Genomic DNA, 26,401 nt, shown 5'->3' with positions numbered 1-26,401 from the left:
AGGAGCACAATGCGTATTTGCCGCAGTCAGCCTCTGCTCCAGGCGTAGGCTGGTGGCTGTGCGTTACGACCTGGATGACCTGCGGCTCTTTGTCCACGTGGTGGACCAAGGCTCGATCACGGCCGGTGCCGCCCAGATGCACCTGAGTCTGCCTTCAGCCAGCGCGCGGGTCAGAGCCCTCGAAGCCCAGGTCGGCGTACCGCTCCTGATCCGCGAACGCAGGGGAGTGCGCCCAACCCCGGCCGGTACGACGCTGGCCCGCCACGCGCGCGAAGTACTGGCGCAGACCTCGCGTCTCGACAGCGCGGTCGCCAGCTACACCGCAGCCCGCTCCCGACCGCTCATCCTGGTCTCCGGCGGCTCCGCCATGCACCGAGTCGTCCCGGCCGCGCTGGCGTCCTTCCTGCGCGAGTACCCCGAACACGACGTCACGGTCTCCGAGCAACGCACCCCGCAGTCACTCCGCCTCCTCGCCGACGGCAAAGCAGACCTGGGCATCGTCCTGGACGACGACGAAACCATCGCCACCACCCTCCGCACCGAACCCCTGGTCGACGACTCCCTGGTCGTCATCGGCCAATCAGGCGGCCTACTCGCCGGCCGCCACACCATGCCGTACGCCGAAGTCGCCGAACACCCCATGATCGGCCTGGACCTCGGCTCCACCCTCCGCACCTGGATGGACCGCCGCCTCGGCCCGCACGCCCCCGCCCCGCGCTACCGCACCCTCGTCCCGACACTCCACACCCTCATCACCCTCGCCACCGCCGGCGTAGGCCTGGCGATCGCCCCACTCCGCTCGGTCGACGGCAACCCATCCCTCGACATCACCCGCCTCACCGACCCCTGGGCCACCCGCTCCCACCTCCTCTGCTACGCCTCCCCCCGAATCACCCCAGCCGTCAAAGCCCTCGCCAACCACATCCGCCTGGCCGCCCACACCTGACCCGGCTATCGCCTACGGCGTTCCTTCACCAGCTTGCGCCAGGCCGTTTCCGTCACCAGCCGCGCCGGCCTGACAGCCCGGGCAAAATGCTCCACCTGCGACATCTCCAGGTGTACGACGATCGACTGGCTCTCATCCGCCAGAGACACGGTCGGCTGCCCCCTGTCGTTCCAGACCGTGGCGTCGTAGGCCCAAGGCGCGAAAACCAGAAACGCGGCCCAGGTCTCGTCGGCAGCCACCGGCAGTCGCCCGGTCCGCGCGTACCCGCCCTTGTCGACCCGGCCGGTCTGACCCGCGGCTGCTCGCAGAACCTCCGCAGCCGCCAGAACCTCCGGCGGCCAGTCGGCCTCGACGGCAGGAACATCGACCCGGTACTCCGCTGCGGTTCCCTGCGCAGCGCTCAGCACCGCCCGGCAGGCCTCGACCATCTCGGCGTGCTCCCAGCCGTCCCTGTCCACCACAAAGCTCTGCACGCTTGCCACCGTAACCAGTCCGCTTGCGACCTCTCCTGCTCATCACCTGTCAAGAGAGCTGGATCTCGTTTGCAGCTTGTTGCAGATCGCGTAACGGCGCGCCGGATGGCGTCGATGTGGTGAGCGCTGGCCCGCTCGGCGAATGTCCCTCGCCGCAGCCGCCCTAGGCCGGCTCTCAACGGGGAGTGCCATGTTTGTGCTTGATCGATCTCAGCGTGCCCGGATCCAGAAATTCCCGAGGGTGGTCGCCGCGGTTGTCTCGCTGGCACTGCTGGCCACCGCCCTCGAGACCCATCAGACCGCGGAGGCAGCGCCGTCGGAGGATCCCCAGCCGGTCGCGCAGAAGGTTGCCTCGCGCCCCGATGTGATCTCGGCGGCGGTGACCGCGCGGTCCCAGGGCTCCCGGGTCGAGGTCGAGTCGCTGCGGACCGAGACGTCCACGACGTGGTCGAACCCTGACGGGACCATGACGACGGACGCCCACGCGGTACCGATCCGGTTCAAGACCGCCAAGGGCAGCTGGCAGGCGATCGACCTGACCCTGCAGAAGGCCGCCGACGGCACGGTCGCTCCCCGCGGCCACCAGCACGCCGTGCGCTTGGGCAAGCGCAACGCAGCCACCGGTCAGGTCTTCGCTTCGGCATCGTCCGGCACCGGCCGGCAGGTCGAGTGGATCTCCCCGTGGAAACTCCCCGAGCCGACCCTCAACGGCACCAAGGCCACGTACGCCGACGTGCAACCGGGCGTCGACCTCGTACTCGATGCCCGCCGCAACGGTTTCGAGAACGACTTCATCGTCAAGCAGCGCCCCGCGGCCGCCCCGGTCTGGCGGATCCCCTTGCGGACAAAGGGTCTGACGCCGCGTTCGCTGGCCGACGGCACCATCGAGTTCGTCGACGCCAAGAACGTGGTCCACTCGAAGATCCCGGTCGGCTACATGTGGGACTCGGTCACCGCGGCCAACGGTGAGCCGGCCAACAAGACGATCGTGAAGGTGACGGTCGAGCAGGTGTCCCGCGGCAAGGCGACCCTCGTCATCACCCCCGACGCCAAGTGGTTCCTCGACCCGGCGCGCGTCTTCCCGGTGACGGTCGACCCGACGTACGTGACCGGCACCCTGAAGTCGACCTTCGACACCTGGGTGCAGTCCGGCATCACCACCGACCAGTCCGACGCGGTGGACTTGCGAGTCGGCAAGACCGGTACGGCGACGGCCCGCTCGTACATGAACTTCGCGACCTCGACCTTCGCCGGCAAGGACATCGTCTCGGCCTCGATGTCGCTGTGGCAGTACGGCGCTGTGTCGTGCACCGCGACCGCAGTACAGGTGCGCTCGGCAACGCCTGCCACCACCGCGACCCGATGGACCGCGCAGCCGACCCTCGGCGCGGTCTACGGCAGCGTCAGCGCAGCGAAGGGCTTCACCGGTTGCCCCGGCGGCCGGATCTCGATCCCGATGACCGGTCTCGCGCAGGCCTGGTCGACCGCGTCGTACCCGACCGGCGGACTGGCCCTCACCGCGGCCAACGAGACGGACGTCAACGGCTGGAAGCGGTTCTACTCCTTCTCCGGCACGGCCGACCCGTACGTCACGATCACTTGGAACCGTCCGCCCGCCCAGCCGGCTAACCCAACCTTCTCCTCGGCAGTCTCCTACGCGCCGCTGAACGGCACCAGCGAGCTCTACTCGCCATACCTGAACCCGTGGGTGACCACCAAGGCGACCGATGCCGACGGCAACACGGTGAAGTACGTCGCTGAGTTCCACACCTCGACCGCCGTCTCGGCGAGCACCCTGAAGGCGACCTGTACCAGCGCGACCTACGCGTCCGGCACCACGGGAGGCTGCAAGCCGGCCACCAACCTGCCAGAGAACACCGCGATCTTTGTCCGGGTGAAGGCCAATGACGGTCGCCGCGACGGCGCCTGGTCCGGCTTCACCAAGGTCCTGATCGGCGCGACGCCCGCTGCGGCTCCGGTGATCTCGTGCCCCTCGCCGTACGTCATCAACTCCTGGCAGGACAACGACCCGGCCGCCGACATCGTCTGCACGGTCACTGCGACAGGCACCAGCTACTCGGCTCCCGGCTATCTCCGGATCACGGTCGACGGTAAGCCGGTGGCCTCGAACTTCCCGGGCGCCGCAGCCGGCCAGGTGAAGATCACCCCGTCCAGCGACCCGGCCGTCGCCAAGACGACTGTGACGATCCCGAAGAACGTCCCCGGTCTGCATCGGATCAGCGCCCAGGCCGAGACCCCGGCCGGGCGAATCTCGAGTACTTCGGCGTACAGCTTCGGCTGGGGCGGTTCCTCCCTCTCGGCCCCGACGGCGACCCCGAGGATCACCACCACCGGCTCGATCAAGATCGCTGCTGCCGGACCGCCGAAGGGGCAGTCCGCAGTACCGACGGCCAAGATTCGCTGGCGGCTGTCCGGTTATGCGAAGGGAAGTCAGCACGACACGGTCGGCTGGAACGTCGACAACGACACCGTGCTGACGGTCACCGACAACGGTGATGCCGGCGTCACCGTGGCCGGCCTGTGGGACACCAACCGGGCCAAGATCGACGCCAACGTCGACTCCGACCCGGACACCGAAGGCGTCCAGCCGACCACGCTGAACGACCGCGTCCCGGTCAAGCTCGACGTCCAGGTCTGCATCACCTACGCGTCCTCCAGCCAGTGCACCTGGTCGCAGACGCCGGACACCACGATCCAGCGCGTACCGCATGCCTTCGGCAACGGTTTCCCGACCGCCGAGGCCGGACCTGGCCAGGTCGCCTTGTGGACCGGCGAGTTCAACGCCGACGCCTCCGACATCTCGGTCCCGGGGTACACCGGCGACCTGTCGATCTCGCGTTCGCACTCCACCTACGCCGGTGAGGGCGACGCGATGACGAAGGTCTTCGGACCTGGCTGGGTCGCCAACTTCGACGGCGCCGACGCCGGCGCCGCGGGGACCAACGTGGTCGACTCGACCCGGGTCGACGGCACGATCGCGCTGCTCGACGGCGACGGCACCGGTTTGATCTTCGAGTCGCCGAACGGACTCCGCCGTACGACGGCAGCGCTGGCCACCGGCACCTGGATCCCGGCCGACGAGGAGACCGAGCTGGACGGCTCGAAGCTCACCGTCACCGGAACCGCCACCGCGCCGATCCTCTCGCTGACCGAGGACGACGGCACCGTCACCACCTGGACCGCTGCCGCCGCACCGACCGCCACGACCAACACGACCTTCCGGCCCGCGGGAATCGCCGAGCCGGGCATCGCGTCCAAGACGACCTACTCGTACGACGCGGCCGGCCGGGTCACCCGGATCCTCGCCCCGGCCCCGCCGGGCGTGACCTGCCCCGCGACCGGCGCCCTGAACCCGGGCTGCCGCGCACTGCGCTTCGTCTACATCACCATCGGCGCCACCCGGGTCCGGATGAGCGAAGCCTGGCTGGACATCTACAACCCGGACAAGGCCGGCGGCGCGGCGATGGACTCCACCCGGGTCGCGAACTACTACTACGACTCCGAGCAGCGCCTGGCCAAGGTCACCGATCCCCGCTCGAACCTGAGCACGGAGTACACCTACAACACCGCGAACCACCTGACCTCGGTCAAGCCCGCCGGTCAGCTCCCGATCCAGCTGAACTACGTCACGGTCGACCAGCAGGAGAAGCTCGACACGGTCAAGCGCGACCGCCCGGCCGGCGACCCGACCGGTGGTACCGCGACGCTGTCCAAGTTCGTGTACGACGTACCGCTGTCCGGCGACGGCCTGCCGGACCTGTCGGCCACCTCGGTCGCCCGCTGGAACCAGAAAGCCACGCCCACCAACGGTTTCGCGGTCTTCGGCCCGGACCACCCGGTGAGCGGCACGCCGACCGCCGACGACTGGCAGTACGCCGACCTGCAGTACACCGACGCCTCTGGCTACACGGTCAACACCGCGAAGTACGGCGCCGGCGACTGGCAGTACACGTCGACCGACTACAACGAACAGGGCAACGTCGTCCGGACCCTGGACGAACGCGCCCTCCGCGCCGTGATCGACGGCTCGATGCCGTCCGGCGCCTCGGTCGACCAGCTCGCCAACCTCACCGTCTACAACAAGAACCTTCCCGACGCCACCGTTGTCACTCCGGACGGCACTCTGGTCACCGACACCTACGGCCCGGCCCGCTTCGCCGCCCTGAAGGACGGCACGGTCCGCTGGACCCGAGCCCACTCGCACACGACCTACGACGAACTCGCCCCGAACAACGGCATCAACCCGGACACCACGCTGCCTTATCGCCTGCCCACCAAGGAAACCTCGTGGGCCAACGACCCAGGCACGGGCGAGGACCTGGAGATGACCGCGCAGTCGCTCACGTCGTACGCCGCCCCGGTGGCCGGCGACGCGGACGGCTGGGCCCTCGGCCAGGTCGGCAAATCGGTCACCGACGTCGACCTCGACGGCACGATCAGCACCGGCGACATCGTCAAGCTCACCCGGTACGACGCCGAAGGCCGCGCGATCGAGACCCGTCAACCGGGCTCGAACGGCGCTGACGCCGGTACGACGAAAACGGTCTACTACACGACCGCCGCCAATGCGTCGTTCGCCGAATGCGGTGGAAAGCCGCAGTGGGCCGGCGTGGTCTGCAAGACCTACCCGGCCGCCGCGCCGAGCTCCGGACCTTCGTTGCCCTCGACAACGACCAGCAACTTCACCTGGTTGCTCGCGCCGAAGACGGTGGTGGAGACCTCCGGTTCGGTGGCCCGCACGACCACCACGACGTACCTGCTCGACGGCCGTACCTCGTCGTCCAAGACCGTGGTGACCGGCCTGGCCGGCTCCACCCCGAACACGGCGAAGTCGACCACCTACGACCCGGCCACCGGCCAGGCGACGGCCGTCACCGCGACTGCCGCGGACAACAGCACCACCAACGTCACCACGGGCTATGACACGTGGGGCCGTCAGACGACGTACCAGCCGTCGGGGGAGCAGGCGACCACCACGGTGTACGACGCGGCCGGCTCGGTCGCAACAGTCACCGATGCGAACGGCTCGACCCGCTACACGTACGACGGCACCGACGCAGCCGGCAAGGCCGAACGCCGCGGTGTCGCCACCAAGGTCGAGGTGACCACCGCAGGCTCCACCTGGTCATCGACAGGCGCCTACGACGCCGACGGCTCGATGACGATGCAGAAGCTGCCTGGTGGCATCACGCAGTACAACGACCTCGACAACGTCGGCGAACCGATCGGCCTGCGCTACACCGGCCAGGTCACCTCCGTGGAAGAGGACGGCTCAACCACCGTCGACCCGAACGGCCCCTGGCTGTCCTGGTCCGTCGACAACGACGTGAACGGCCGCATCACCCACGAGTGGACCCCCGACGGCTCCGCCTTCACCAACGCCTCAACCGACGTACCGACCGGCGCCATCGGCTACGACCGCTCGTACGCCTACGACAACGCAGGCCGCCTCACCAAGGTCGAGGACCACACCGCCACCGCCACCGGCGTAGACGTCACCGACCCCACCGAAACCCCCGGCTGCGTAACCCGCACCTACGGCTTCGACCGCAACGACAACCGCCTCACCAAGTCAACAGCGGCCCCAGCGACCGACGGCTCCTGCACCACCACCGGCGCCTCAGCTGTAACCCGCACCTTCGACACCGCCGACCGCCCGGTCACGGGAGCCAACGGAACCGGCACCTACGTCTACGACGCCCTGGGCCGCACCACCACCCTCCCGTCCACCGACGCCCCGCGCCCGGCCGACGGCAACATCACGTTGTCCTACTACGACAACGACCTGGCCCGATCGATCACCCAAGGCGCCACCACCACGACGTACACCCTGGACGCCCTCGACCGCCGCTCCACCGAGTCGGTCACCGGCGCCACCCCCACCACCCGCCACTACGCCGACACCTCCGACAACCCCACCTGGGTAACCCAAGGCACCACCTCCACGAGGTACGCCGAACTGATCGGCGGCGACCTCAGCCTCACCGTCGACCAGAACGGCGCCGCCGACCTGACCCTCGCCAACCCCCACGGCGACGTCGTCACCACCATCGACCTCCCCACGGCGGCAGCCCCGGCCACCAACATCACCGCCTGGAACGCGTACGACGAATACGGCAACGCGGCCACCACCAACACCGCCATGACCGGCACCGTCAACTACGGCTGGCTAGGCGCCAAACAACGAGCCACCTCCGGCGCCGGCCTCACCTTGATGGGCGTCCGGCTGTACAACCCGGCCACCGGCCTGTTCACCTCGGTGGACCCGGTCGAGGGAGGAAACCCCAACGCCTACACCTACCCGACGGATCCAGTGAACAGCCTGGATCTGGATGGTCGGTTCGGTTTCAAGAAGTGGCTGAAGCGAGCAGCACAAGCTGCCACCTACATGCCCGGCTTCATCGGCACAGCAGCCAACATCGGTTGGGCCGGGTACTACGCCTACAAGGGCGAGTGGGGCAAAGCCGCAGGGCACGCGCTCGGCGCCGCATCCTTCGGGGTCACCCGCTACACCAGTCTGATCGGGAAGGTTGCGATCAAGTCGAAGCGTTTCGGGATCGGCAGCAAGCTCTTCGGACGGCACAAGGTTGGTAGGTTCAACAGGAACGACCGGGTGCGCCTCGGCTGGACCTGGCGCGGTTCGGCCAAGAACGGACGGAACATGTTCTCGCTTCGCTTCGGCTCCAAGCGTGGCTTCAAGTTCCGCGGCAAGAAGCGCAAGCTGCACGTTCACTACCACTTGATGAGAGGCATCGACTTCTGATGACCGAAGGCACAGGCGGCGCGTTGGTCGATGTCCTGCGCGCCGCCGCCGCGCCCTGGATCTCGGACAGCCGGGCACGGTTGGTCGAGGTCGACGGGCTCAGGCCCGCCTGGCGGCTTGAGCCGGACGGCTCTGTTGACTGCCTTCGGATCACGCTGGTGCCGGGCGCAGGCGGGGCCGACTGCTTCCTGTCGGACGCGCGGAACGAGTACGAGTCGCTGGAGATCGAGGACCGGGAAGCACCGGCGCTACGAACCTTGACGCAAGCAGTGCTGGAGGGACGAGCCACGCTTCGGCTGGCGCGGTTCCTCGGCAGATCCTGGCTCCGCTCGGTGGAGTGGGACAGCGAAATCTGGTCTGTCTCCACGACACCGCTCCTCACTCTGCTGCCGCAACACCCAACGAAGTACCAGCCTTACTGACCCGGCTCGGAGAAGTGATCGGGATTTGAGCCTCGCTGCATCCCGGGGGAGAGAGCCTTCATGACAAGACTGCCGTTTCGGAAGAGGTTCTGGGATCTGGGCTGGGGTGGCCGGGGCATGGATGCCATGTTCGTGCTGGCGATCGGCGGCGCGATCCTCGGCGGCGTGGCCGGCTGGATCGGCGGGGAGTGGCTGATGGGTGCGGGCATCGGCATCCTGGTGGGCCTGGTCGCCTTCGTGGCGCTGGTGATCTGGGCGCACCGCGGGCAACAACCGCAGGAATGCAAGCACTGAGCGGGACGCCGACCGGATGACACCGGCCAAACAGACGCCTTCTGGGTCGGGGCAGGCGTCGGGCTAGGGATGAGCGTGATCTGGGTGGTGTACTCCGTCCTCGTCATCGGCGTGCTCCGGCTGCGCGGCTCCGATTGGCGGCAGGTCCTCGAGCAGTGGAAGGAAACCAGGTGAGGTCCGACCGTAGCCACCGGCGGGCGGTTACGGTTGGTGGATGGTGATCTTCGGCGGGCTGCTGGGGTTGGTGGGGTTGGCGACCCTGGTGTTTCGCGATGGTGACGTGATCGGGATCCCGGCGGCCGGGATCGGTGCGACGTTCCTGGTGCTGGGCGCCGCGATCGCGGGGATCGGGCTGGTCCGGCGGGCGAAGTGGAAGCGGAAGAAGGAGCGCGGGGAGCCGGTGCCGGTCGGGGACGTGTTCGAGCGGGCGCGGGCGTTGCCGCGGTTGTTGCGGGCTGCCAAGACCGAGGGGTACGCCGGGGTCAGCGGCGGGCGGAAGGCCTTGTGGCTGGTGGCGTTGGTGTATCTGATTTCGCCGATCGACATCCTGCCGGACCTGCTGCCGCTGATCGGGATCGCCGACGACGCCGGGGTCGGCGTCTGGCTGTTCACCAGTGTGTCGACGGCCGCGGGGCTCTACCTGCGTCAAGAGCGGGAGCGGCGCGGCCTCCCGCCCAGTTAGGGTCGAGAGCATGCCTGCTCTCACCCCTGAAGAGGCCCGCACCCGGGCTGCGTCGATCGAGGTCAACTCCTACCAGGTCGCGTTCGATCTGACGGTGGGGGACGAGGTGTTCCGGGCGGTCAGCACGATCAGGTTCGCCGCGTCCGCGGAGCGCACCTTCGTGGACGTGAAGCCGCGAGAGCTCACAACAGTCACGCTCAACGGCCGAAGCGTCGACATCGCAGGGCTCGAGGACGGCCGGCTCTGGCTGGACGGCCTCGCGGCAGACAACGAGCTGGTCGTCGACGCGCTGATGAAGTACTCCGCCGACGGCGAAGGGCTGCAGCGGTCGGTCGACGTGGCCGACGGCTTGGTCTACCTGTACGGCATGTCGTCCCTGGAGTCGGCGCCGCGGTACTTCGCCTGCTTCGACCAGCCCGATCTCAAAGCGCCGTACACGATCACCGTCAGCTGCCCCGACGAGTGGATCGTGCTCGGCAACGGCGCCGCCACCAAGACCGCGCCAGGCAGCTGGAGCCTCGCCGAGAACAAACCGCTCTCCACGTACTTCGTGACGCTGGTGGCCGGCCCCTACCACCTGATCCGTGGCGAGCACGACGGCATCCCGCTCGGCCTCGCTTGCCGGCAGACCCTCAAGGACGCCCTGGAGCGAGACCAGGAAGACCTCTTCACCGTCACCGCGCAGGCCTTCGACGAGTACCACCGGCTGTTCGGCTACCGGTACCCGTTCGGCGAGTACCACCAGGTGTTCGTGCCCGACTTCAACCTCGGCGCGATGGAGAACCCGGGCTGCGTCACCTTCGCCGACAGCTTCGTCTTCCGCTCGACGGTCACCGACGCGGAGCGGAGTACCAGGGCCCGGGTGGTGGTGCACGAGATGGCGCACATGTGGTTCGGCGACACCGTCACGATGCGCTGGTGGAACGACATGTGGCTGAATGAGTCGTTCGCCGACTACATGGCCCACCGGGTCTCGCACGATGCCACCGACCACGACGGGCACTGGACCGATTTCGCCTTCGTGGGCAAGTGGTGGGGGATGCAGGCCGACCAGCGCGCCTCGACCCATCCGGTCGCGGCCGACGCGGTGAAGGACGCCCGCGCCTCGCTCGACGACTTCGACGGAATCTCCTATGCCAAAGGCGCCGCGGTGCTCAAGCAGCTCACGGCGTACCTCGGGGACGAGACCTTCCTGCGCGGCGTCAACGCGCACATCGACGCCCACGAGTTCGGCAACGCGGATCTGCACGAGTTCGTCGCGACCCTGACCGAGGCCGGCGCCAAGGACCTGCCGAACTGGTCCGAGCAGTGGTTGCGCACGGCCGGCCTGGACACGATCAGCGCCGAGCGCACCAGCACCGGGATCAGGCTGCACCGCAGGACGCCGACGGATCACCCGGCCAACCGCCCGCACCAACTCAGCATCGGCGGGTACGACGTCAGCGGCCGCGTCGCCTCTGTCCAGGTGCTGCTGGACCGCGACGTCGTCGAGGTGGAGCTCGACCCGACGATCGCCGTGATCGTGCCTGACGCCGACGACGACACTTGGGCCAAGATCCGGCTCGACGAGACCAGCCTGGCCAACCTCCCCGCAGTACTGCCGAAGATCGCTGACAGCACTACTCGCGCGGTGATCTGGAACAGCATCCGGGACGCCGTCGCCGATGCGGAGCTCGATCCGCGGCAGGCGCTGGAGTTCCTGCTGGTGGCCATCGAGCACGAGGACAGCGTCATTGCGCTCGGGTCGTTGCTGCGCTGGCTGGACGACCGGGTGCTCGGCATCTGCCTCCCGTACGAGCCGTACCGCGGTCAGGTGGCTGCAGCGCTCACCGCGCGGCTCAGTAACACCCCGCCCGGCAGCAGTCTCCAGCTGGCGATCGCCCGAGGGGTAGTCGCGACCACTGACGACAACCAGCTGCTGCAGAGCTGGCTAGACGGCACCGACGTACCGGACGGCCTGCAGGTGGACACGGACTTCCGCTGGTCCCTCGTACTACGTCTGGTGCGCCTGGGCGCCTACGGCAAGCCAGAGGTGGACGCTGAGCTCGCCCGGGACCGGTCGACCGAGGGTGCGAAACAGGCGGCTCGCTGCCTGGCCGCCACCGAGGACGGCCGGGAAGCGGCCTGGCAGCGGATCATCAACGATCCGTCGCTGGGCGTGGACGAGCTCTTCGCGAGCGCCGAAGGGTTCTGGGGTGCGGGTCAGGGCGAGCAGACCGCGCCGTACGTTGAGCGGTTCTTCGCCGAGATCGCGCGCACCGGCGAGATCCGGTCGGGGATGGCGGTCGCGATGACGGTCGGCCGGATCTTCCCGAAGTACGCGGTGGAGGAGCGGGTGGTCGCCCTTGCCGAGGCGCTGGCCGCCGACGAGAGTGTCGCCCCGAACATCCGCCGGAGCACCGCCGACAAGGCCGACGACCTACGCCGGGCACTGGCCGCCCGCCGCACCTTCGGCTGACCGACCAAAGCACTCAGCGACGGAAGAAGCGGGCGAGCAGCCCCGGGCTCTCGTCCTTCGGGTGTCCGCCGCACCACTCGTCCGCGGGCACGCCCTGCTTGACCTGCGCGACGTGCTGCCCGCAGCCGGCCCAGGTGGTTTTCCCGCAGTTCTTGCACTTCACCGCTCTGCACATGCGCCGAAGGTACCTGGTTGTCAAGGTCTCGCGCTTGTCGGTGCCGCCGCCTACCCTCGTCAGGAGTGTCGCCCCCACGACTGAGGAGTTCGCCCGTGCGCCGGTTCATTCGCCTTGCTTTGGTTGCCGCGCTGGTCGCGGGATCAGCGGTCACCACCTCGGTGGCCGCCCCCGCAGTACCGGTCGCCGATCCGGTCGCCGAGGTGACGGCGAAGCTGCAGACGATCCCCGGCCTGCGGATCGAGAGCAGCAGCGTCGTCGCCGGCAAGCCGTTCTTCGTCTTGCAGTACACCCAACCGGCCGACCACAAGAAGCCCCGCGGCGAGAAGTTCGAGCAGCGCGTCACCTTGTGGCACCGCGACTTCGCCCGCCCGACCGTCCTGCACACCACCGGTTACGGCGGTGTCGGCGGCGCGTTCACGTCGGAGCCGACCCGCCTGGTCGACGGCAACCAGTTGAACGTCGAGCAGCGCTTCTTCAACGCCTCCACGCCGGCCAGCCAGAACTGGTCCAAGCTCAACATCTGGCAGGCCGCGACCGACCAGCACCGGATCGTCCAGGCCTTCAAGAAAGCCCTGTACTCCGGCAAGTGGGTGAACACCGGAGCCAGCAAGGGCGGCATGACCTCGGTCTACCACCGCAGGTTCTACCCGAACGACGTCGACGCGACCGTCGCCTACGTCGCGCCGCAAGACGTCGACAACCGCCGCGACTCGTACATCAGCTTCATCCAAGAGGCCGGCACCGACCCGGCCTGCAACCTCGCGCTGCGCAACATGCAGCGGAACACGTTGCTGCGCAGGCCCGCGATGCTGGCCAAGCTGAAGGAGTACGCCGCGGCCAACGGGCTGACCTACGACAGCACCTTCGGGTCCGCCGACCGAGCGCTCGAAGCGGCCGTGTTGGACACACCGTTCGCCTTCTGGCAGTACAGCACCCAGGCGAGCTGCCCGCAGGTGCCGGGCACCGCGGCGGCGACAGACCAGCAGTTGTTCGACTTCATCGACCAGATCGCCGGTTGGTCGTTCTACTCCGACGAGGGCACCGAGGGCTTCCTGCCGTACTACTTCCAGGCGACCCAGCAGCTGAACTGGCCGGACGTGGCGAGCAAGACGACCTGGCTCAAGGGTCTGCTGCACTACCGCGAGGCGGGCGACGCTCCGGCCGCGGTACCGGACTCGATCGAGCCGCGGCACGAGCCGTTCGCGATGGCCGACGTGGATCGGTGGCTGAAGACGTCGGGCAAGCGGATGCTGTTCGTGTACGGCGAGAACGACCCGTGGAGCGCGGAGAAGTTCGAGCCGGGACGCGGTACGAGGGACTCGCACTGGTACACGGTGCCGGGCGGTAACCACGGATCGAGCATCGGCGCCCTGCCCACGGCGCAGCGCACCGAGGCGACCCAGATCCTGCAGCAGTGGATGGGCGTCGCCGCCAACCCGGCCGTTGCCCAGACGAAGACCACCACCATCGACCCGGGAGCCCTGCGACAAGGCGGCCTGCGGTAACCGGCGCCAGGTCAGCGGACCAACCAGCGCCGGACTAACCGGCGCCAGGTGAGCCCCGGGGCGAACTCCTCCTGGGGTCAGCGAACGGTGAGGTGCTCGGCCACTGCCTTGCGGGCCTGGTGGATCCGTGCCTTCACCGTACCGAGCGGCACCGCCAACTCCTCAGCGATCTCGGCGTACGTCATCGCGCCGAGATCGCGCAGTACCAGCGGCTGAACCAGCTGCGGATGGTTGGCCTCGAGCGACTCGAGCGCCTCCAGCAGGTCGAGGCGGGAGCCGGCGATCACCGATGTGGTCCTCGGGTCGACCGACTCAGGCAGCACCTCGGCGGACTGCTCGACGGCCCGGCGCTTCAGCGAGCGGTAGGTCTGCCGGGCGCAGTTGGTGGCGACCACCGTCAGCCAGCCGGCGAAACTGCCGGAGCCCTTGAAGGTGTGGATCTTGGTTGCCACCGTCATCAATGTGTCCTGCGCGGCCTCTTCGGCATCCTCGCGGAACGGCAGGAACTTCGACACCCGGCGCAGCACCTGCGGCCGGATCGCCTGCAGCAGTTCGGGGATGACGCTCTCGTCGCCACCCGCCGCACGGGCCGCGAGCACTTCCAGATCCTCGTTCATGCTCTCCCAAGTCCGGCACAACGCTGTCGCGATGGCGTTATGTGTTCGCCTTGATCCCAGTGTCCCGTGTCGAAAGTGCCGTTGCGCTACCGGCGCCCAGGCACGCACCTCGCGGCAGCGGAGAAACGGCCACGATGGAAAGACATCGAGGCCGCTCCTCCGCCACCGCGAGGCACGCACCTGAACGCCGCTATCGCTAACGGCACTTTCGACACGGGACACTGCCGTGCTCGACAATAGCGGCGATGGATGTCATCGGAAGGTATCGCCTGCAGTCGAAGATCGGCGCGGGCGCTTTCGCGACCGTCTGGCGGGGGTACGACGACGACCTCGACGTGGACGTGGCCGTGAAGGTGCTCGCCGACAACTGGGCGTCCCGCGCGGACGTCCGCGAACGGTTCCTGTCCGAGGCGCGGCTGATGCGCCGGATCGCCAGCGACCGGGTGGTGCGCGTCTTCGATCTCGGCGAACTGCCCGACGGCCGCCCGTACTTCGTGATGGACTTCGTGCCCGGCGGTTCGCTGGCCGAAGTACTGGCGCACGGGCCGCTCGATCCGACAGATGCTCTCTGGTGGGGCGCCGACATCGCCCGCGCGGTCGCGGCGCTGCACGAAGAGGGCGTGGTGCACCGCGACATCACCCCCGCCAACCTGCTGCTCCGGCCATCGCAGGGGCTCGAATCAGGCGGCGGCACCCATCGAATCGTGCTGGCCGACCTCGGCCTGGCGAAACGAGCAGCCGAGGCGTCCGGCCTGACCCAAGCGGTCGGTACTCCGTCGTACATGGCACCGGAGCAGGGGCGAGGTGACGGTGGTTTCGACGAGCGCGCCGACGTGTACGCCGTCGGCGCGGTGACCTATGCGCTGATGACCGGGCGGCCGCCGTTCGTCGCGTCGTCCATCACCGACGTGCTCGCGCGCGACCCCGACAGCAACCCGCCCAGCCTGCGGCCGTTGCTGCACGACTCGGTCGGCGAGATCGACGAGATCCTCGCCCGGACGCTCGCCTACCGCGTCGGCGATCGCTGGAACCGCGCGGACACCCTCGCCGAACGGCTCGAGGCCGAGGCCTACCGCCTGGAACAAGAAGCCCCGCTGCTCGCCTCCCAACGCACCACCGTCGGCGACCAGGACGAGATCCGCACCACGATCGCACAGGCCGCCACCCCGGCCCGCCCTCGCCGAAGCCGCCGCGGCTGGATCCTCGGCTCTCTACCCGCCCTCTTTCTGCTGGCCGGCGCCGGCGCTTGGTTCCTGGTCGGCCGCTAGCCAACCAACGGCCCGACTCCGTAGGGTAGTCATATGACTACTCACTGCATCAAGATGTGGTTGCGCAAGTCATCCTTCGTCGGTGCCGGTCTATTGCTGATAGCACCGACTCTCACGGTCCCGCCGGCGATGGCAGCCGGGCCGACCGCGAGCTATGCGTGCCGAGCTGACACCAAGTTCGGCAAACAGACCTTCCAGCTCCGCCAAGGAGTGGACGCAAAGGCCCCCGCGACCGTGCGCTCCGGCCAGCGCTTCACCGTGGCGGTCGACTTGAAGCCGGGAAGCCTGCCGGCCGAGGTCAAAGGCTTCAAACTCAAAGAGGTCCGCGACCTCCAACTCCGCATCCCCGTGCCCCCGAACACCTCGTTCGTCAGCGCCACCCTCACCGGTGGCTCAGGACTCGGCTCCACCCCGACGCTCGAACGCAACGGCAGCGTCGTGACGATCCGGGTAGGCGGCCCGCTCCCCGGCGGAGCGGCGTACCAGCTGCCGACCTTGTCGGTACGCCTGAAAGCCGGCGCCCGCGATCGCGTGGTGGAGACGAAGCTGCAGGGCACCAGCTTCGACAACCCCGGCCTCACCCTGCAGGCCACCATCAAATGGAAGTTCATCACCATCAAGTCGCCGGTCACCTGCTACCCCAACGCCAACCCCGCTCTCACCCGGACCCAGATCCGCTAACCTGGCGCGCTATGCGCTACCTGATGACGTTTCGCGGGTCCGAGGAGTACGAGAACGGCGCAATGCCGAGCCAGGAAAGCATCACCGCGATGACCGCGGTGATGGCCGAGATGGCGACCAAGGGCGTCCTGCTCGGCGGCGACGGGCTGCACCCGAGCTCCCGGGCGATCCGGCTCGAGCTGCAGGACGGCAAGCGCCGGGTCGTCGACGGCCCGTTCGCGGAGACGAAGGAACTGATCGGCGGCTACTGCCTGATCCAGGTCGCCTCGAAGGAAGAGGCGATCGAGTGGGCGTCGCGCTGCCTGGACGCCGACATGGGCAACTCGCTCGGCATCGACCTCCGGCTGATCTTCGAGGCAGACGACTTCGGCGACGCCTACACGCCGGAGGCCCGTGCCCTCGCGGTCGACGCCGACGCGGACATCAGTAAATGACCGAGATGCTCTGAGTCGCCGGCGTCACGGTGGCGATCCCGCCGTACGGCAGCACGAGCTGCGGATCGGTGTGCCCGATATCCAGTCCGGTGACCAACAACGCCTTCGGCCGGTACTCCGCGAGCGCACGGCGGGCGGCGGCGTACTGCGCCTCGACAAAAGCAGCTGACTCCTCCGGCGTCGAGTGACGGTCGAGCGACCACGACTTCGGGCGCGCCCAGAGCACGGCATCGAAGCGTGCCAGCAGCCCGCGCTCGCCGAAGTTGCGGAGCATCCGATACACGTCGTCCGCCGACGGAAGCTCCTCGGAGGTCTCCAGGAACAGCACCCCGGAGTACTCCTCGACCGGCAGCATCCACCGATTGGCGGCGAGCTGCCACTCGAGGATCTCCAGGCAGCCACCCCAGAGCCGGCCGCTCACTGGCTCCTGCGACCCGTGCCAGCTCCACCCAGTCGCCGGAAACAGCTCGGGCTCGGACTCGAGAGTGCTGAGATCGGCCCAGTCGCGATCGTGATCGGTCCAGTCGTCAGCGGACAACTCGAAGTCGCCCGACTCGAACAGCGCCGCCCGCAGCGACTTCTCGCTGGCCGGATGCATCGCGCCACCCCGCCCGAACTGCACCATCACACTGCCGCCGTGATAGGCCGGAATCCCCAGCGAATAAAGGAAGTTGAGCAGGTTGGTGTTGTCGCTGTACCCGAAGAACGGCTTCGGGTCGCCCCGGAAGACCTCCGGATCGAGATGCTTGAGCACCGTGATCTGGTCCTCGCCACCGATCGATGCGATCACCGCCCGGATCGACGGATCGCTCCAGGCAGCGTGCAGGTCGGCGGCGCGCTCCTGCGGCGTACTGCCGAGCTTGCGCGTGGTCGGGTACTCGACCGGCTCGAGCCCGAACCCCCGAAGACGCTCCAGCCCGAGCTCGTACGGCCCGGGAAAGATCTCTGCCAGCCCACCCGACGGCGAGACGACGGCAACCCGATCTCCGGCCACGACCTTGCGCGAGAACAACATGGCGCCAAGCTACAAGAGCGGCAGCCGATCAGCCGACACGTTTTGCGATACCGGGGTAGTCGACGGCCAGGCCGTCGGTGTCGAGTTGGAGGTCAGCCACGAAGTCGCTATCCAGACTGATGTAGCGCACGACGGCCCCTGACTCGTCGGAGCTGACCGACTGGTAGCGCTGCGGCGAGGCATGCACCGCGAGGTCGGGGAGCGACACCCAGGCCGTCATGAAGTCGACCGTCCCCGGCTGCCGGTGCAAGCCGTGGCGGAGGACCGGCATCACGTTGGTCAACGGCGAGTAGGCCAGATCGCAATCCAGCGCACCGGCTACTGCGGTGAGATCGCCACCTGGCTGCGGCAGGTCCACCTCGCCGTCGGTCGAGGTCCTGCATCGCCACTGCCCGGCCTCGTCCGACCACAGCCGAAGCGACCGGCGCCAACCATCCCCGACGACCGTCACCTGCAGCAGCCGGGTCACCCACTCCGCACCGGTCTCAAGCTCGTAATCCGCCCGATAAGGCAGCGGATCGGCCCCGAACTGCGTCCCCCTCGCAGTCAGCCGATCCGTACCCAACTCAACTTCAGCCGACTCGGCCCGCCAAGCCCCGTCACCGCTCCACAGCAGCATCATCGGCCAAGCTCACAACCCGATCGGATGCCAGACGGTCTTCAGTTCCAGGTACTGCGTAAGCCGCGACAGCCCCGGCGACTCGGTCCAGTCCTCGGCAGCCGGACGACGGACCCGCTTGAGGTTCTCAGCCGAAGCGGCTTCCAGAGTGGTCGCCTCGTCGGCATCGACGATGCCGGCCAAATCGATCGCGTTGACATCGGAGTGCGACGCCAGCCAGGGACCGATCTCGGACGCCGACCCGGTCAGCAGGTTGACCACGCCACCCGGCACGTCGGAGGTTGCCATCACCTCGCCCAGCGTCACGGCCGGCAGCGGCCGCGCGAACGACGTGACTGCCACCACGGTGTTGCCGGACACGATCGCCGGCGCGATCACGCTGGTCAGACCGAGCAGGCTGGAGTCCTGCGGCGCCAGCACCGCGACCACGCCAGTTGCCTCGGGCAACGAGAAGTCGAAGTACGGGCCGGCCACCGGGTTGCTCGAGCCGACCACCTGGGCCAGCTTGTCGGCCCAGCCGGCGTACCAGACCCAGCGGTCGATCGACGCGTCGACGGCCGCCCGCGCCTTGCTGATCGAGAGTCCCTCCGACGCCGCGACCTCCGCGCTGAACTGCTCGTGCCGGCCCTCCATCACCTCGGCGATCCGGTAGAGCACCTGACCACGGTTGTACGCCGTCCGCGCCGACCAGCCGCCGAACGCCTTCCGGGCGGCGACGACGGCGTCCCGGGCGTCCTTGCGGGACGCCTGCGAGGCGTTCGCGAGGAACTTGCCCTTGGCATCGGACACGACGTACGCCCGGCCGGACTCGCTGCGCGGGAAGGCGCCGCCGATGTACAGCTTGTAGGTCTTGCGCACGTCGAGACGCGCTGCTGTCGTGCGCGCGGGGTCCTTAGTGGGCAAGGTAGGCCTCCAGACCATGGCGGCCGCCCTCGCGGCCGTAACCCGACTCCTTGTAACCGCCGAACGGCGAGGTCGGGTCGAAGCGGTTGAACGTGTTGGCCCAGACGACGCCGGCCCGGAGCTGGTTCGCCATCCAGAGGATCCGCGAGCCCTTCTCGGTCCAGACGCCGGCCGACAGGCCGAAGGGGGTGTTGTTCGCCTTCTCGACCGCCTCCTGCGGGGTCCGGAAGGTGAGCACCGACAGCACCGGCCCGAAGATCTCCTCGCGGGCGATCCGGTGTGCCTGGGAGACGCCGGTGAAGACGGTCGGCGGGAACCAGAAGCCCTGCGTCGGCAGCTCGCACTCGGGCGACCAGCGCTCGGAACCCTCGTCCTCGCCGATCTGCGACAGCTCGCGGATCCGGGCCAGCTGCTCGGCCGAGTTGATCGCGCCGATGTCGGTGTTCTTGTCCAGCGGGTCGCCGACGCGCAACGTGGACATCCGGCGCTTCAGCCGCGCCAGCACCTCGTCGTAAACGCTCTCCTGGACCAGCAGCCGCGAACCGGCGCAGCAGACGTGGCCCTGGTTGAAGAAGATGCCGTTGACGATGCCTTCGATGGTCTGGTCGATCGGGGCGTCCTCGAAGACGATGTTCGCCGCCTTGCCGCCCAGCTCCAGAGTCAGCTTCTTGTCGGTGCCCGCGACCGATTTGGCGATCGCGCGGCCGACCGCGGTCGAGCCGGTGAAGGCGACCTTGTCGACGTCCGGGTGCTCGACCAGTGCCTGGCCGGTACGCCCGGCGCCGGTGACGATGTTGACCACACCCGGCGGCAGGTCGGCCTGCTGGCAGATCTCCGCGAACGCCAGCGCGGTCAGCGGGGTCGTCTCGGCCGGCTTCAGCACCACCGTGTTGCCCGCCGCGAGGGCCGGCGCGATCTTCCACGCCAGCATCATCAGCGGGAAGTTCCACGGGATCACCTGCGCGGCGACACCGAGCGGCTGCGGGTCGGCGCCCGCACCGGCGTACTCGAGCTTGTCGGCCCAGCCCGCGTAGTAGAAGAAGTGCGCGGCGACCAGCGGCAGGTCGACGTCGCGGGACTCACGGATCGGCTTGCCGTTGTCGAGCGACTCCAGCACGGCCAGCTCACGCGACCGCTCCTGGATCAGCCGCGCGATCCGGTACAGGTACTTCGCCCGGTCGCGGCCCGGCATCGGGCCCCAGACCTTCTCGTAGGCCTTGCGGGCGGCCTTGACGGCCCGGTCCACATCGGCCGGACCGGCCTCGCTGACCTCGGCCAGCACCTCCTCCGAGGCGGGGCTGACCGTCTTGAACGGCTTGCCGTCGGTCGCCTCGGTGAAGGCGCCGTTGACGAACAACCCGTACGACGACTTGATGTCGACGATCGCGCGCGACTCCGGCGCGGGTGCGTACTCGAATCTGCTCAATGCCCTCAGTCCAGCGTGAAGTAGTCGGGGCCCGGGTAGTGCCCGGTGGCCAGCTTGGTGCGTTGCATCAGCAGGTCGTTCAGCAGGCTGGAGGCGCCGAAGCGGAACAGCTCCGGGTCCAGCCAGTCCGGGCCGGCCGTCTCGTTGACGGTGACCAGGTACTTGATCGCGTCCTTGGCGGTCCGGATCCCGCCGGCCGGCTTGACGCCGATGTGCAGCCCGGTCGACTCGTGGTAGTCGCGGACCGCCTCCAGCATCACCAGCGTGACCGGCAGCGTCGCCGCGGGGGAGACCTTGCCGGTGGAGGTCTTGATGAAGTCCGCGCCGGCCAGCATCGCCAGCCAGGACGCCCGCCGGACGTTGTCGTAGGTGACCAGCTCGCCGGTCTCCAGGATCACCTTCAGGTGCGCGTCGCCGGCCGCCTCGCGGATCGCGGCGATCTCGTCGAAGACCAGCCCGTACCGGCCGGACAGGAAGGCGCCCCGGTCGATCACCATGTCGACCTCGTCGGCGCCCGAGGCGACCGCGTCCTTGGTGTCCTGCACCTTGATCGCCAGGCTGGAACGCCCGCTGGGGAAGGCGGTGGCGACGCTGGCCACGTTGATCCCGGTGCCGCGCAGCTCGAACTTCGCCGTCGCCACCAGGTCGGGGTAGACACAGACCGCGGCCACCTGGGGCGCGGTCGGGTCGGCCGGGTCGGGCCGTTTGGCCTTCGCGCACAGCGCCCGCACCTTGCCCGGGGTGTCCGAGCCCTCCAGGGTGGTCAGGTCGATCATCTGGATGGCCAGATCGAGCGCGTACGCCTTGGCGGTGGTCTTGATCGACCGGGTGCTCAGGGCGGCGGCCCGGGCTTCGGCGCCGACCTGGTCGACGCCCGGCAGGCCCAGCAGGAACCGGCGCAGCCGGTCCTCGGACGAGGTCACGTCGGCGAGACTGTCGACGCCAGTGTCGGTAGTGGTCACCCTCGGCAGTCTAATCGTGTTTCGGCCGGGCGGTTCGCGGCCGTACACAGGTACCAGGACGGCAACAGGTCTGCTCCCGAACGAGGAGATTCCTGGCCTGTGCGGTTACGTTGTCCGGGTGAATTCGAAGTCGATGGAGAACGAGCAGTACCTGTCCGCGTCGAACCGGATCACCGCCGTGATCGTGCTGGTGATCGGTGCGGCCGGCCTGGCCGACATCGTGCTGGAGTGGCGCACGCCGGGCGGCCTGGTGGCCGGCTGCCTGATCGGGCTGCTGATGGTCGCCGCGTACGCCGGGCTGTTCCGACCGTCGGTCACGCTCCGCCCCGGCAGCCTGCTGATCCGTAACCACATCCGCGACCACGTGGTGCCGTGGAACAAGATCACCGAGGTCGACGTCACCGACATCCTGCGGGTCCACACCGAGGACCGCCGGCTGCGCTGCCCCGGCGTCCAGCTGGTGATGCGGGACATGCGCAAGTCCCGCGTCGGCGGCCGCAAACTCAAGGCGGAGAACTCGATGTCCCGCGCCGAGTTCGTCGTCGACCGGATCGACCACCACGTCAACCTGTACGGCGGAACCGGCTCCGCCGACGCCGAGATCGTCACCACCTGGGCCCGCCCCGAACTCGCCATCGCCGCAGTACTGGCCGTCGTCGCCCTGATCGCCCAACTCCTGCGCTGATGCGCCGCCGCACCTTCTCCTGCTGAAGAAACCCGGCAAGAAAATCTTGGATTGAGGGGAACTTCACCCGGATCGGTCGCGTCCGAACCCGTGTCCGCCCTGCTGATGAACCTCACGGTCACCCAGGATGGACACCGCAAGGTCCCCCGATACACCGAGAGTGGAGCTCATGGTCAACCTCTCCAGCAAGAAGCGCGTCCTGGCCGGCGTCGCCGCCGTCGCCGGATTCGCAGCGCTGGCAATGCCCGTTCAGGCAGCGCAGGCGACTGGTGGCGTCCCGCCCCAGATCCCCGCCGCCGAGCTGGGCAAGTCCGCTGCCCAACTGGGCAAGCCCGCCGCCGAGGCGAAGATCCAGGGCACCCAGGCCACCACCCTGGCGAGCTCGAACACGAACATCGTTCGCTACAACAAGCTGTACACGACCGGCGCGATCCAGGCGTCGAAGTGCAAGGAGGTCAACGTCTCCCTGCGCACCGCCGCCGGGGTCAAGGCCTACGACCAGCAGCTGCTGAACTGCATGTGGGCAGCCTGGGCGCCGACCCTGAAGGCCTCCGGCGCCAACTACTCGATCAAGCCGACGCTGGTCATCTACAGCGCCAGCAAGGTCGCCACCAACTGTGGCACGGTCAGCTACCCGACCTCGTACTTCTGCGGGTACGGCACCCAGTCGCACATCTACATCCCGTGGGCCTACATCGCCGGCTTCTGGAAGCAGAGCCCGACCTACGCCCGCGCCTACGCCACCAACACGCTGGCGCACGAGTACGGCCACCACGTGCAGTACCGGACCGGCATCCTGTCCGCGTCCTGGTCGCGGCAGTACGCGTTCACCACCAGCGCCGCGAAGCTGGAGGAGAGCCGTCGCCGTGAGCTGCAGGCGTCCTGCCTCGGCTCGGCGATGCTCGGAGCCAACAAGAAGTACTACCCGCTGTCCGGCGGCCTCTACACCCAGTGGAAGTACCTGGTCGAGCACTCCGGCGACATCAAGGGCTACCCGCGCGACCACGGCTCGTTCGCGAACCACGGTTTCTGGTCGCACTCGGGCTTCTACGCGGCCAGCTCGAAGACCTACGCGAACCGCTGCAACACCTTCAACTCGGCCTCGGCCCGGGTCGCCTGACCCAGCTGAGACAATCTCCGGGTGATCCCGGAGTAACTAAGCCGCCTGGAACGCGTTCACGTTCCAGGCGGCTTTTTGTTTGATCCGGCCGAAGGTTGCAATTTGGCCGACACGTTCACGATCTGCGATCGTGTGGTTACCGTGTTTCGGGTCCGCACGCCTTACAGTCTTGGTCGACCCACGAACGGCAGGAGTCAAGGATCGTGAACTACGACGAGTTCAACACCGAGTACACGAAGGTGCTGGACAAGATCAAGAGCGGCAAGTGTGGCTGGTCGGAGCTGTCCGGTCACGTCACCCGGCTGCGCCAGGGCACGGCCGGCATCAGCACGCCGGTCGAGCGCGCGCAGATCGACAGCGACCTGGCCGCGCTCGGTCAGATGGTCGACCTGTCGCGCCGCACCAACGACAAGGAAGACGTCTGGACCGTCACCTCCGACGCGGTCCGCCGGGCCAGCAGCGGTGAGGGCACTGTCGCCGACCGCCTCGCCCGGATCGAGGCGAGCGTCAACGAGATCACCGCGCTCGCCAACCGCAACCCGGACGAGCGCGAGGCGCTGATGCAGTCCACCAGCACCCTGAAGATCCTGCACTCCTCCCTGCAGAGCTCGCTGCGAGCCGAGCAGGCCGAAGCCGCAGCACTCAGCAGCTGACCCGCCACCAGCTGCCGCAAGTTTCAGCAACACCCGGGCAGGCGCAGACTTCTGCGCCTCCACGCACTTCACCTCCGCGCTCAGCTGCCGCAGGCAGCTGAGCGCGGAGGTTGTTTGGTTAGATGCCTGCGGCCGCGGCCAGATCGACCTTGATGGCAGCCAGCTCAGTGGCAGCTTGGGCTCGTGCCGCCGCCACGTCATCGCCGGCGACCGGGATGACAACCTCCAGGTAGCACTTGATCTTCGGCTCGGTGCCGGATGGGCGGACGACCACCCGGGCGCCTTCCGAGAGCGTGTAGCGCAGACCATCGGTCGGCGGCAGAGCCTCAGACCCCTCACTCAGGTCCTCGACGACGTCGACCGAATGACCACCCAGCGACGTCGGCGGAGTCGCCCGCAACCGATCCATCGCCGCGGCGATCAAGCTGAGGTCATCCACCCGCGCAGCCAACTGATCCGTCGCATGCAGCCCGTACTTCTTCGCCAGATCGTCCAGCAGATCCAGCAACGTCCGCCCATCAGCCTTGGCAGCCGCGGCCAGCTGCAGCACCCGGACCAGCGTCGAGACGCCGTCCTTGTCCTTCACGGCCTCCGGATCAACGCAGTACCCGAGCGCCTCCTCGTACCCGAAGACCAGCTCCGGCACCCGCCCGATCCACTTGAACCCGGTCAGCGTGTCGACGTACCCGACCCCGTACGCCGCCGCGATCTTCCCCAGCAGCGACGACGACACGATCGAGCAAGCCGCCACCCCAGTAGGCCGCGAGGACAGCAGGAACTCGCCGAGCAGCGCGCCCAGCTCATCCCCGCGCAGCATCCGCCAGCCGCCCTCAGCCCCAGCATCCGGTACGGCGACCGCGCACCGATCAGCATCCGGATCGTTCGCCACCGCAATATCGGCCTCAACAGATCGCGCCAACTCGAGCGCAGCGTCGATCGCCCCCGGCTCCTCCGGATTCGGGAACGACACGGTCGGGAAGTCCGGATCCGGATCAGCCTGCGAAGCCACCACATCCAGTACTTCGAACCCCGCGCGCTCCACCGCAGCCTCGACCAGCAGCCGCCCCACCCCGTGCAACGGCGTGTAGGCCACCTTCAGGTCCCGAGGAGCATCCGCGGGCACCAGCGTCGCGATCCGGTCGAGATACGCGTTCAGCAGGTCGTCCCCGGCGGTCTGCCAGTCATCGCCCCGCGGCACGGACGCGATCGGCCCGACGGCATCGATCGCCGCAGCGATCTCGCTGTCAGCCGGCGGCACGATCTGCGAGCCGTCCCCGAGATAGACCTTGTACCCGTTGTCCTGCGGCGGGTTGTGCGACGCCGTCACCACCACCCCGGCAACCGCTTTCAGGTGCCGGATCCCGAACGCGACCACCGGCGTCGGCGCCGGCCGGTCCAGTAGCACGGCATCCAGCCCGGCGCCCCGGATCACGGCGGCGGTGTCCTGGGCGAACACGTCTGACTTGTGCCGCGCGTCGTAGCCGATCAGTACCGGCCCGTCGGTCAGCCCGTTGGCCTTCAGGTACGCCGCGAGCCCAGCCGCGGCGCGGATGACCACGACCCGGTTCATCCGGTTCGACCCAGCGCCCACAGCGCCACGCAGGCCCGCAGTACCGAACTCGAGGGTGCCGGCGAAGCGGTCGGCCAGTTCGGCGTCGGCCTCCGGGCCGGCGTCGAGCAGCGCCTGGAGTTCGGCGCGGGTGTCGGGATCGGGGTCCTCGGCCAGCCAGGCCTGGGCAGCCAGGCGGGGCAGAGCGGCATCGTTGACGGTCACCACCGCACGATACCGCCCGGTATCAGGCCAAGGAGGGGGCTAGTGGCCGGAGCTCTGGCACGGCCGGGCCCGCAGGTCCGCCACGTAGTCGTCCGGCGCGCCCGCGGCCTCGGCGGCCTCGGCGAGGATGCCCAGGTACCGCGCGGAGGGCAGGCCGCCCTCGTAGGCGTTCAGGACGTACATCCAGGCCAGTTGCTCGCCGTCCAGGGTCTGCACCCGGATCTGGAGCTTGCGGTAGACGCCCTGGTCGATGAACTCCCATTCATCCAGGCGCTCCAGATCCACCGGGCTGACGTCGTACAAGGCGACGAAAACCTGGTTGGTCGGGTCGCTGGGATCCTCGACGACAGTCGCCATCGAGCCCTCCCAGCCGAGTTCCTCACCCCCGAAGGTGAGGCGCCAGCCGACGATCCACCCGGTCCCGCGCAGGGGCGAGAACGGGCACCGCTCGGCCATCAGATTCGGGTCCAGATTCGACGCAAACGCGGCGTACAGGGTCACG

Annotated in this window: 23 protein-coding genes; 13 read left to right on the top strand and 10 right to left on the bottom strand. The window is 68.4% G+C overall.

Annotated elements, in window-relative coordinates:
* Positions 1 to 58 precede the first annotated feature (58 nt).
* Entirely contained in the window at positions 59 to 946 is an 888-nt protein-coding gene (locus AB0P21_RS13415; RefSeq protein WP_363696362.1) for a LysR family transcriptional regulator, read from the top strand.
* A 5-nt stretch (positions 947 to 951) separates the two neighbouring features.
* Here AB0P21_RS13415 and AB0P21_RS13410 read toward each other — a convergent pair whose 3' ends face one another.
* On the bottom strand, positions 952 to 1,419 hold the full coding sequence (locus AB0P21_RS13410; protein WP_363696361.1) for a hypothetical protein: 468 nt from the start codon (positions 1,417 to 1,419) through the stop codon (positions 952 to 954).
* 241 nt (positions 1,420 to 1,660) lie between these two features.
* Here AB0P21_RS13410 and AB0P21_RS13405 point away from each other — a divergent pair, with 241 nt between their 5' ends.
* From AB0P21_RS13405 to pepN, 5 genes are all read left to right on the top strand, one after another.
* Complete coding sequence (locus tag AB0P21_RS13405) at positions 1,661 to 8,203, top strand: RHS repeat-associated core domain-containing protein (RefSeq protein WP_363696359.1); 6,543 nt, start codon at positions 1,661 to 1,663, stop codon at positions 8,201 to 8,203.
* Positions 8,203 to 8,625, top strand: a complete 423-nt coding sequence (locus tag AB0P21_RS13400) for a hypothetical protein (protein ID WP_363696357.1) — start codon at positions 8,203 to 8,205, stop codon at positions 8,623 to 8,625. The genes AB0P21_RS13405 and AB0P21_RS13400 overlap by 1 nt, the downstream gene beginning before the upstream one ends.
* A 60-nt stretch (positions 8,626 to 8,685) precedes the next feature.
* Positions 8,686 to 8,919, top strand: coding sequence for a hypothetical protein (locus AB0P21_RS13395; RefSeq protein WP_363696354.1), 234 nt, complete (start codon positions 8,686 to 8,688; stop codon positions 8,917 to 8,919).
* Positions 8,920 to 9,133: 214 nt separating this feature from the next.
* Positions 9,134 to 9,601 (top strand): YkvA family protein, encoded by a 468-nt coding sequence (locus tag AB0P21_RS13390; protein WP_363696353.1) that lies wholly within the window; start codon positions 9,134 to 9,136, stop codon positions 9,599 to 9,601.
* Positions 9,602 to 9,611: 10 nt separating this feature from the next.
* Positions 9,612 to 12,059: an aminopeptidase N gene (pepN, locus tag AB0P21_RS13385; protein ID WP_363696351.1), complete on the top strand. Its 2,448-nt coding sequence runs from the start codon at positions 9,612 to 9,614 to the stop codon at positions 12,057 to 12,059.
* 13 nt (positions 12,060 to 12,072) lie between these two features.
* Here the strand turns inward: pepN and AB0P21_RS13380 are convergent, their stop codons facing one another.
* Positions 12,073 to 12,234 carry a hypothetical protein gene (locus tag AB0P21_RS13380; protein WP_363696349.1) on the bottom strand — a complete coding sequence of 54 codons (162 nt, stop codon included), beginning with the start codon at positions 12,232 to 12,234 and terminating at the stop codon, positions 12,073 to 12,075.
* A 95-nt stretch (positions 12,235 to 12,329) separates the two neighbouring features.
* Between AB0P21_RS13380 and AB0P21_RS13375 the strand changes: the two genes are divergently transcribed.
* Entirely contained in the window at positions 12,330 to 13,742 is a 1,413-nt protein-coding gene (locus AB0P21_RS13375) for a S28 family serine protease (protein WP_363696347.1), read from the top strand.
* Between the two features lie 77 nt (positions 13,743 to 13,819).
* Here the strand turns inward: AB0P21_RS13375 and AB0P21_RS13370 are convergent, their stop codons facing one another.
* Positions 13,820 to 14,359, bottom strand: a complete 540-nt coding sequence (locus AB0P21_RS13370; RefSeq protein ID WP_363696345.1) for an RNA polymerase sigma factor — start codon at positions 14,357 to 14,359, stop codon at positions 13,820 to 13,822.
* 245 nt (positions 14,360 to 14,604) lie between these two features.
* Between AB0P21_RS13370 and AB0P21_RS13365 the strand changes: the two genes are divergently transcribed.
* Genes AB0P21_RS13365 through AB0P21_RS13355 form a run of 3 tightly spaced genes read left to right on the top strand, consistent with a single transcriptional unit; the run spans position 14,605 to position 16,742 of the window.
* Positions 14,605 to 15,627 carry a serine/threonine-protein kinase gene (locus AB0P21_RS13365; protein ID WP_363696343.1) on the top strand — a complete coding sequence of 341 codons (1,023 nt, stop codon included), beginning with the start codon at positions 14,605 to 14,607 and terminating at the stop codon, positions 15,625 to 15,627.
* 33 nt (positions 15,628 to 15,660) lie between these two features.
* Positions 15,661 to 16,308 carry a hypothetical protein gene (locus AB0P21_RS13360; protein ID WP_363696342.1) on the top strand — a complete coding sequence of 216 codons (648 nt, stop codon included), beginning with the start codon at positions 15,661 to 15,663 and terminating at the stop codon, positions 16,306 to 16,308.
* Between the two features lie 23 nt (positions 16,309 to 16,331).
* Complete coding sequence (locus AB0P21_RS13355; RefSeq protein WP_363696341.1) at positions 16,332 to 16,742, top strand: YciI family protein; 411 nt, start codon at positions 16,332 to 16,334, stop codon at positions 16,740 to 16,742.
* Here the strand turns inward: AB0P21_RS13355 and AB0P21_RS13350 are convergent.
* From AB0P21_RS13350 to deoC, 5 genes are read right to left on the bottom strand one after another with little or no spacing between them, the layout of a single operon-like run.
* The gene (locus tag AB0P21_RS13350) at positions 16,732 to 17,757 is read right to left on the bottom strand and encodes a S66 peptidase family protein (RefSeq protein ID WP_363696339.1); all 1,026 of its coding nucleotides are present in this window, start codon (positions 17,755 to 17,757) and stop codon (positions 16,732 to 16,734) included. The two genes, AB0P21_RS13355 and AB0P21_RS13350, sit on opposite strands and share 11 nt — an antisense overlap.
* A 28-nt stretch (positions 17,758 to 17,785) precedes the next feature.
* The gene (locus tag AB0P21_RS13345; RefSeq protein ID WP_363696337.1) at positions 17,786 to 18,379 is read right to left on the bottom strand and encodes a putative glycolipid-binding domain-containing protein; all 594 of its coding nucleotides are present in this window, start codon (positions 18,377 to 18,379) and stop codon (positions 17,786 to 17,788) included.
* Between the two features lie 9 nt (positions 18,380 to 18,388).
* Entirely contained in the window at positions 18,389 to 19,279 is an 891-nt protein-coding gene (locus tag AB0P21_RS13340) for an aldehyde dehydrogenase family protein (RefSeq protein WP_363696335.1), read from the bottom strand.
* A complete protein-coding gene (locus tag AB0P21_RS13335) occupies positions 19,269 to 20,705 on the bottom strand; it encodes an aldehyde dehydrogenase family protein (RefSeq protein WP_363696333.1) in 1,437 nt (478 codons plus the stop codon). Before AB0P21_RS13335 ends, AB0P21_RS13340 begins: the two co-directional genes overlap by 11 nt.
* A 5-nt stretch (positions 20,706 to 20,710) precedes the next feature.
* Positions 20,711 to 21,667 (bottom strand): deoxyribose-phosphate aldolase, encoded by a 957-nt coding sequence (gene deoC / locus AB0P21_RS13330; protein WP_363696331.1) that lies wholly within the window; start codon positions 21,665 to 21,667, stop codon positions 20,711 to 20,713.
* A gap of 118 nt (positions 21,668 to 21,785) precedes the next feature.
* Here deoC and AB0P21_RS13325 point away from each other — a divergent pair, with 118 nt between their 5' ends.
* From AB0P21_RS13325 to AB0P21_RS13315, 3 genes are all read left to right on the top strand, one after another.
* Positions 21,786 to 22,352 carry a PH domain-containing protein gene (locus AB0P21_RS13325; RefSeq protein WP_363696329.1) on the top strand — a complete coding sequence of 189 codons (567 nt, stop codon included), beginning with the start codon at positions 21,786 to 21,788 and terminating at the stop codon, positions 22,350 to 22,352.
* A gap of 169 nt (positions 22,353 to 22,521) precedes the next feature.
* Positions 22,522 to 23,472 (top strand): neutral zinc metallopeptidase, encoded by a 951-nt coding sequence (locus AB0P21_RS13320; RefSeq protein WP_363696328.1) that lies wholly within the window; start codon positions 22,522 to 22,524, stop codon positions 23,470 to 23,472.
* A gap of 203 nt (positions 23,473 to 23,675) precedes the next feature.
* Positions 23,676 to 24,125: a hypothetical protein gene (locus AB0P21_RS13315; RefSeq protein WP_363696326.1), complete on the top strand. Its 450-nt coding sequence runs from the start codon at positions 23,676 to 23,678 to the stop codon at positions 24,123 to 24,125.
* Positions 24,126 to 24,243: 118 nt separating this feature from the next.
* Here AB0P21_RS13315 and AB0P21_RS13310 read toward each other — a convergent pair whose 3' ends face one another.
* Positions 24,244 to 25,902, bottom strand: coding sequence for a phospho-sugar mutase (locus AB0P21_RS13310; RefSeq protein ID WP_363696324.1), 1,659 nt, complete (start codon positions 25,900 to 25,902; stop codon positions 24,244 to 24,246).
* Positions 25,903 to 25,938: 36 nt separating this feature from the next.
* Complete coding sequence (locus AB0P21_RS13305; RefSeq protein WP_363696323.1) at positions 25,939 to 26,400, bottom strand: gamma-glutamylcyclotransferase; 462 nt, start codon at positions 26,398 to 26,400, stop codon at positions 25,939 to 25,941.
* Position 26,401 lies beyond the last annotated feature (1 nt).

Source organism: Kribbella sp. NPDC056861 (genome assembly GCF_040687575.1).
Classification (GTDB): Bacteria; Actinomycetota; Actinomycetes; order Propionibacteriales; family Kribbellaceae; genus Kribbella.
Note: the sequence above shows the minus strand (reverse complement) of the source record. Positions and strands in the feature narration are given on the sequence as shown.

Coding starts and splice junctions, on each gene's coding strand:
- AB0P21_RS13400 (WP_363696357.1), top strand. CDS start 8,203: ATGACCGAAGGCACAGGCGGCGCGTTGGTCGATGTCCTGCGCGCCGCC.
- AB0P21_RS13395 (WP_363696354.1), top strand. CDS start 8,686: ATGACAAGACTGCCGTTTCGGAAGAGGTTCTGGGATCTGGGCTGGGGT.
- AB0P21_RS13390 (WP_363696353.1), top strand. CDS start 9,134: ATGGTGATCTTCGGCGGGCTGCTGGGGTTGGTGGGGTTGGCGACCCTG.
- pepN (WP_363696351.1), top strand. CDS start 9,612: ATGCCTGCTCTCACCCCTGAAGAGGCCCGCACCCGGGCTGCGTCGATC.
- AB0P21_RS13380 (WP_363696349.1), bottom strand. CDS start 12,234: ATGTGCAGAGCGGTGAAGTGCAAGAACTGCGGGAAAACCACCTGGGCC.
- AB0P21_RS13370 (WP_363696345.1), bottom strand. CDS start 14,359: ATGAACGAGGATCTGGAAGTGCTCGCGGCCCGTGCGGCGGGTGGCGAC.
- AB0P21_RS13365 (WP_363696343.1), top strand. CDS start 14,605: ATGGATGTCATCGGAAGGTATCGCCTGCAGTCGAAGATCGGCGCGGGC.
- AB0P21_RS13360 (WP_363696342.1), top strand. CDS start 15,661: ATGACTACTCACTGCATCAAGATGTGGTTGCGCAAGTCATCCTTCGTC.
- AB0P21_RS13355 (WP_363696341.1), top strand. CDS start 16,332: ATGACGTTTCGCGGGTCCGAGGAGTACGAGAACGGCGCAATGCCGAGC.
- AB0P21_RS13350 (WP_363696339.1), bottom strand. CDS start 17,757: ATGTTGTTCTCGCGCAAGGTCGTGGCCGGAGATCGGGTTGCCGTCGTC.
- AB0P21_RS13345 (WP_363696337.1), bottom strand. CDS start 18,379: ATGATGCTGCTGTGGAGCGGTGACGGGGCTTGGCGGGCCGAGTCGGCT.
- AB0P21_RS13320 (WP_363696328.1), top strand. CDS start 22,522: ATGGTCAACCTCTCCAGCAAGAAGCGCGTCCTGGCCGGCGTCGCCGCC.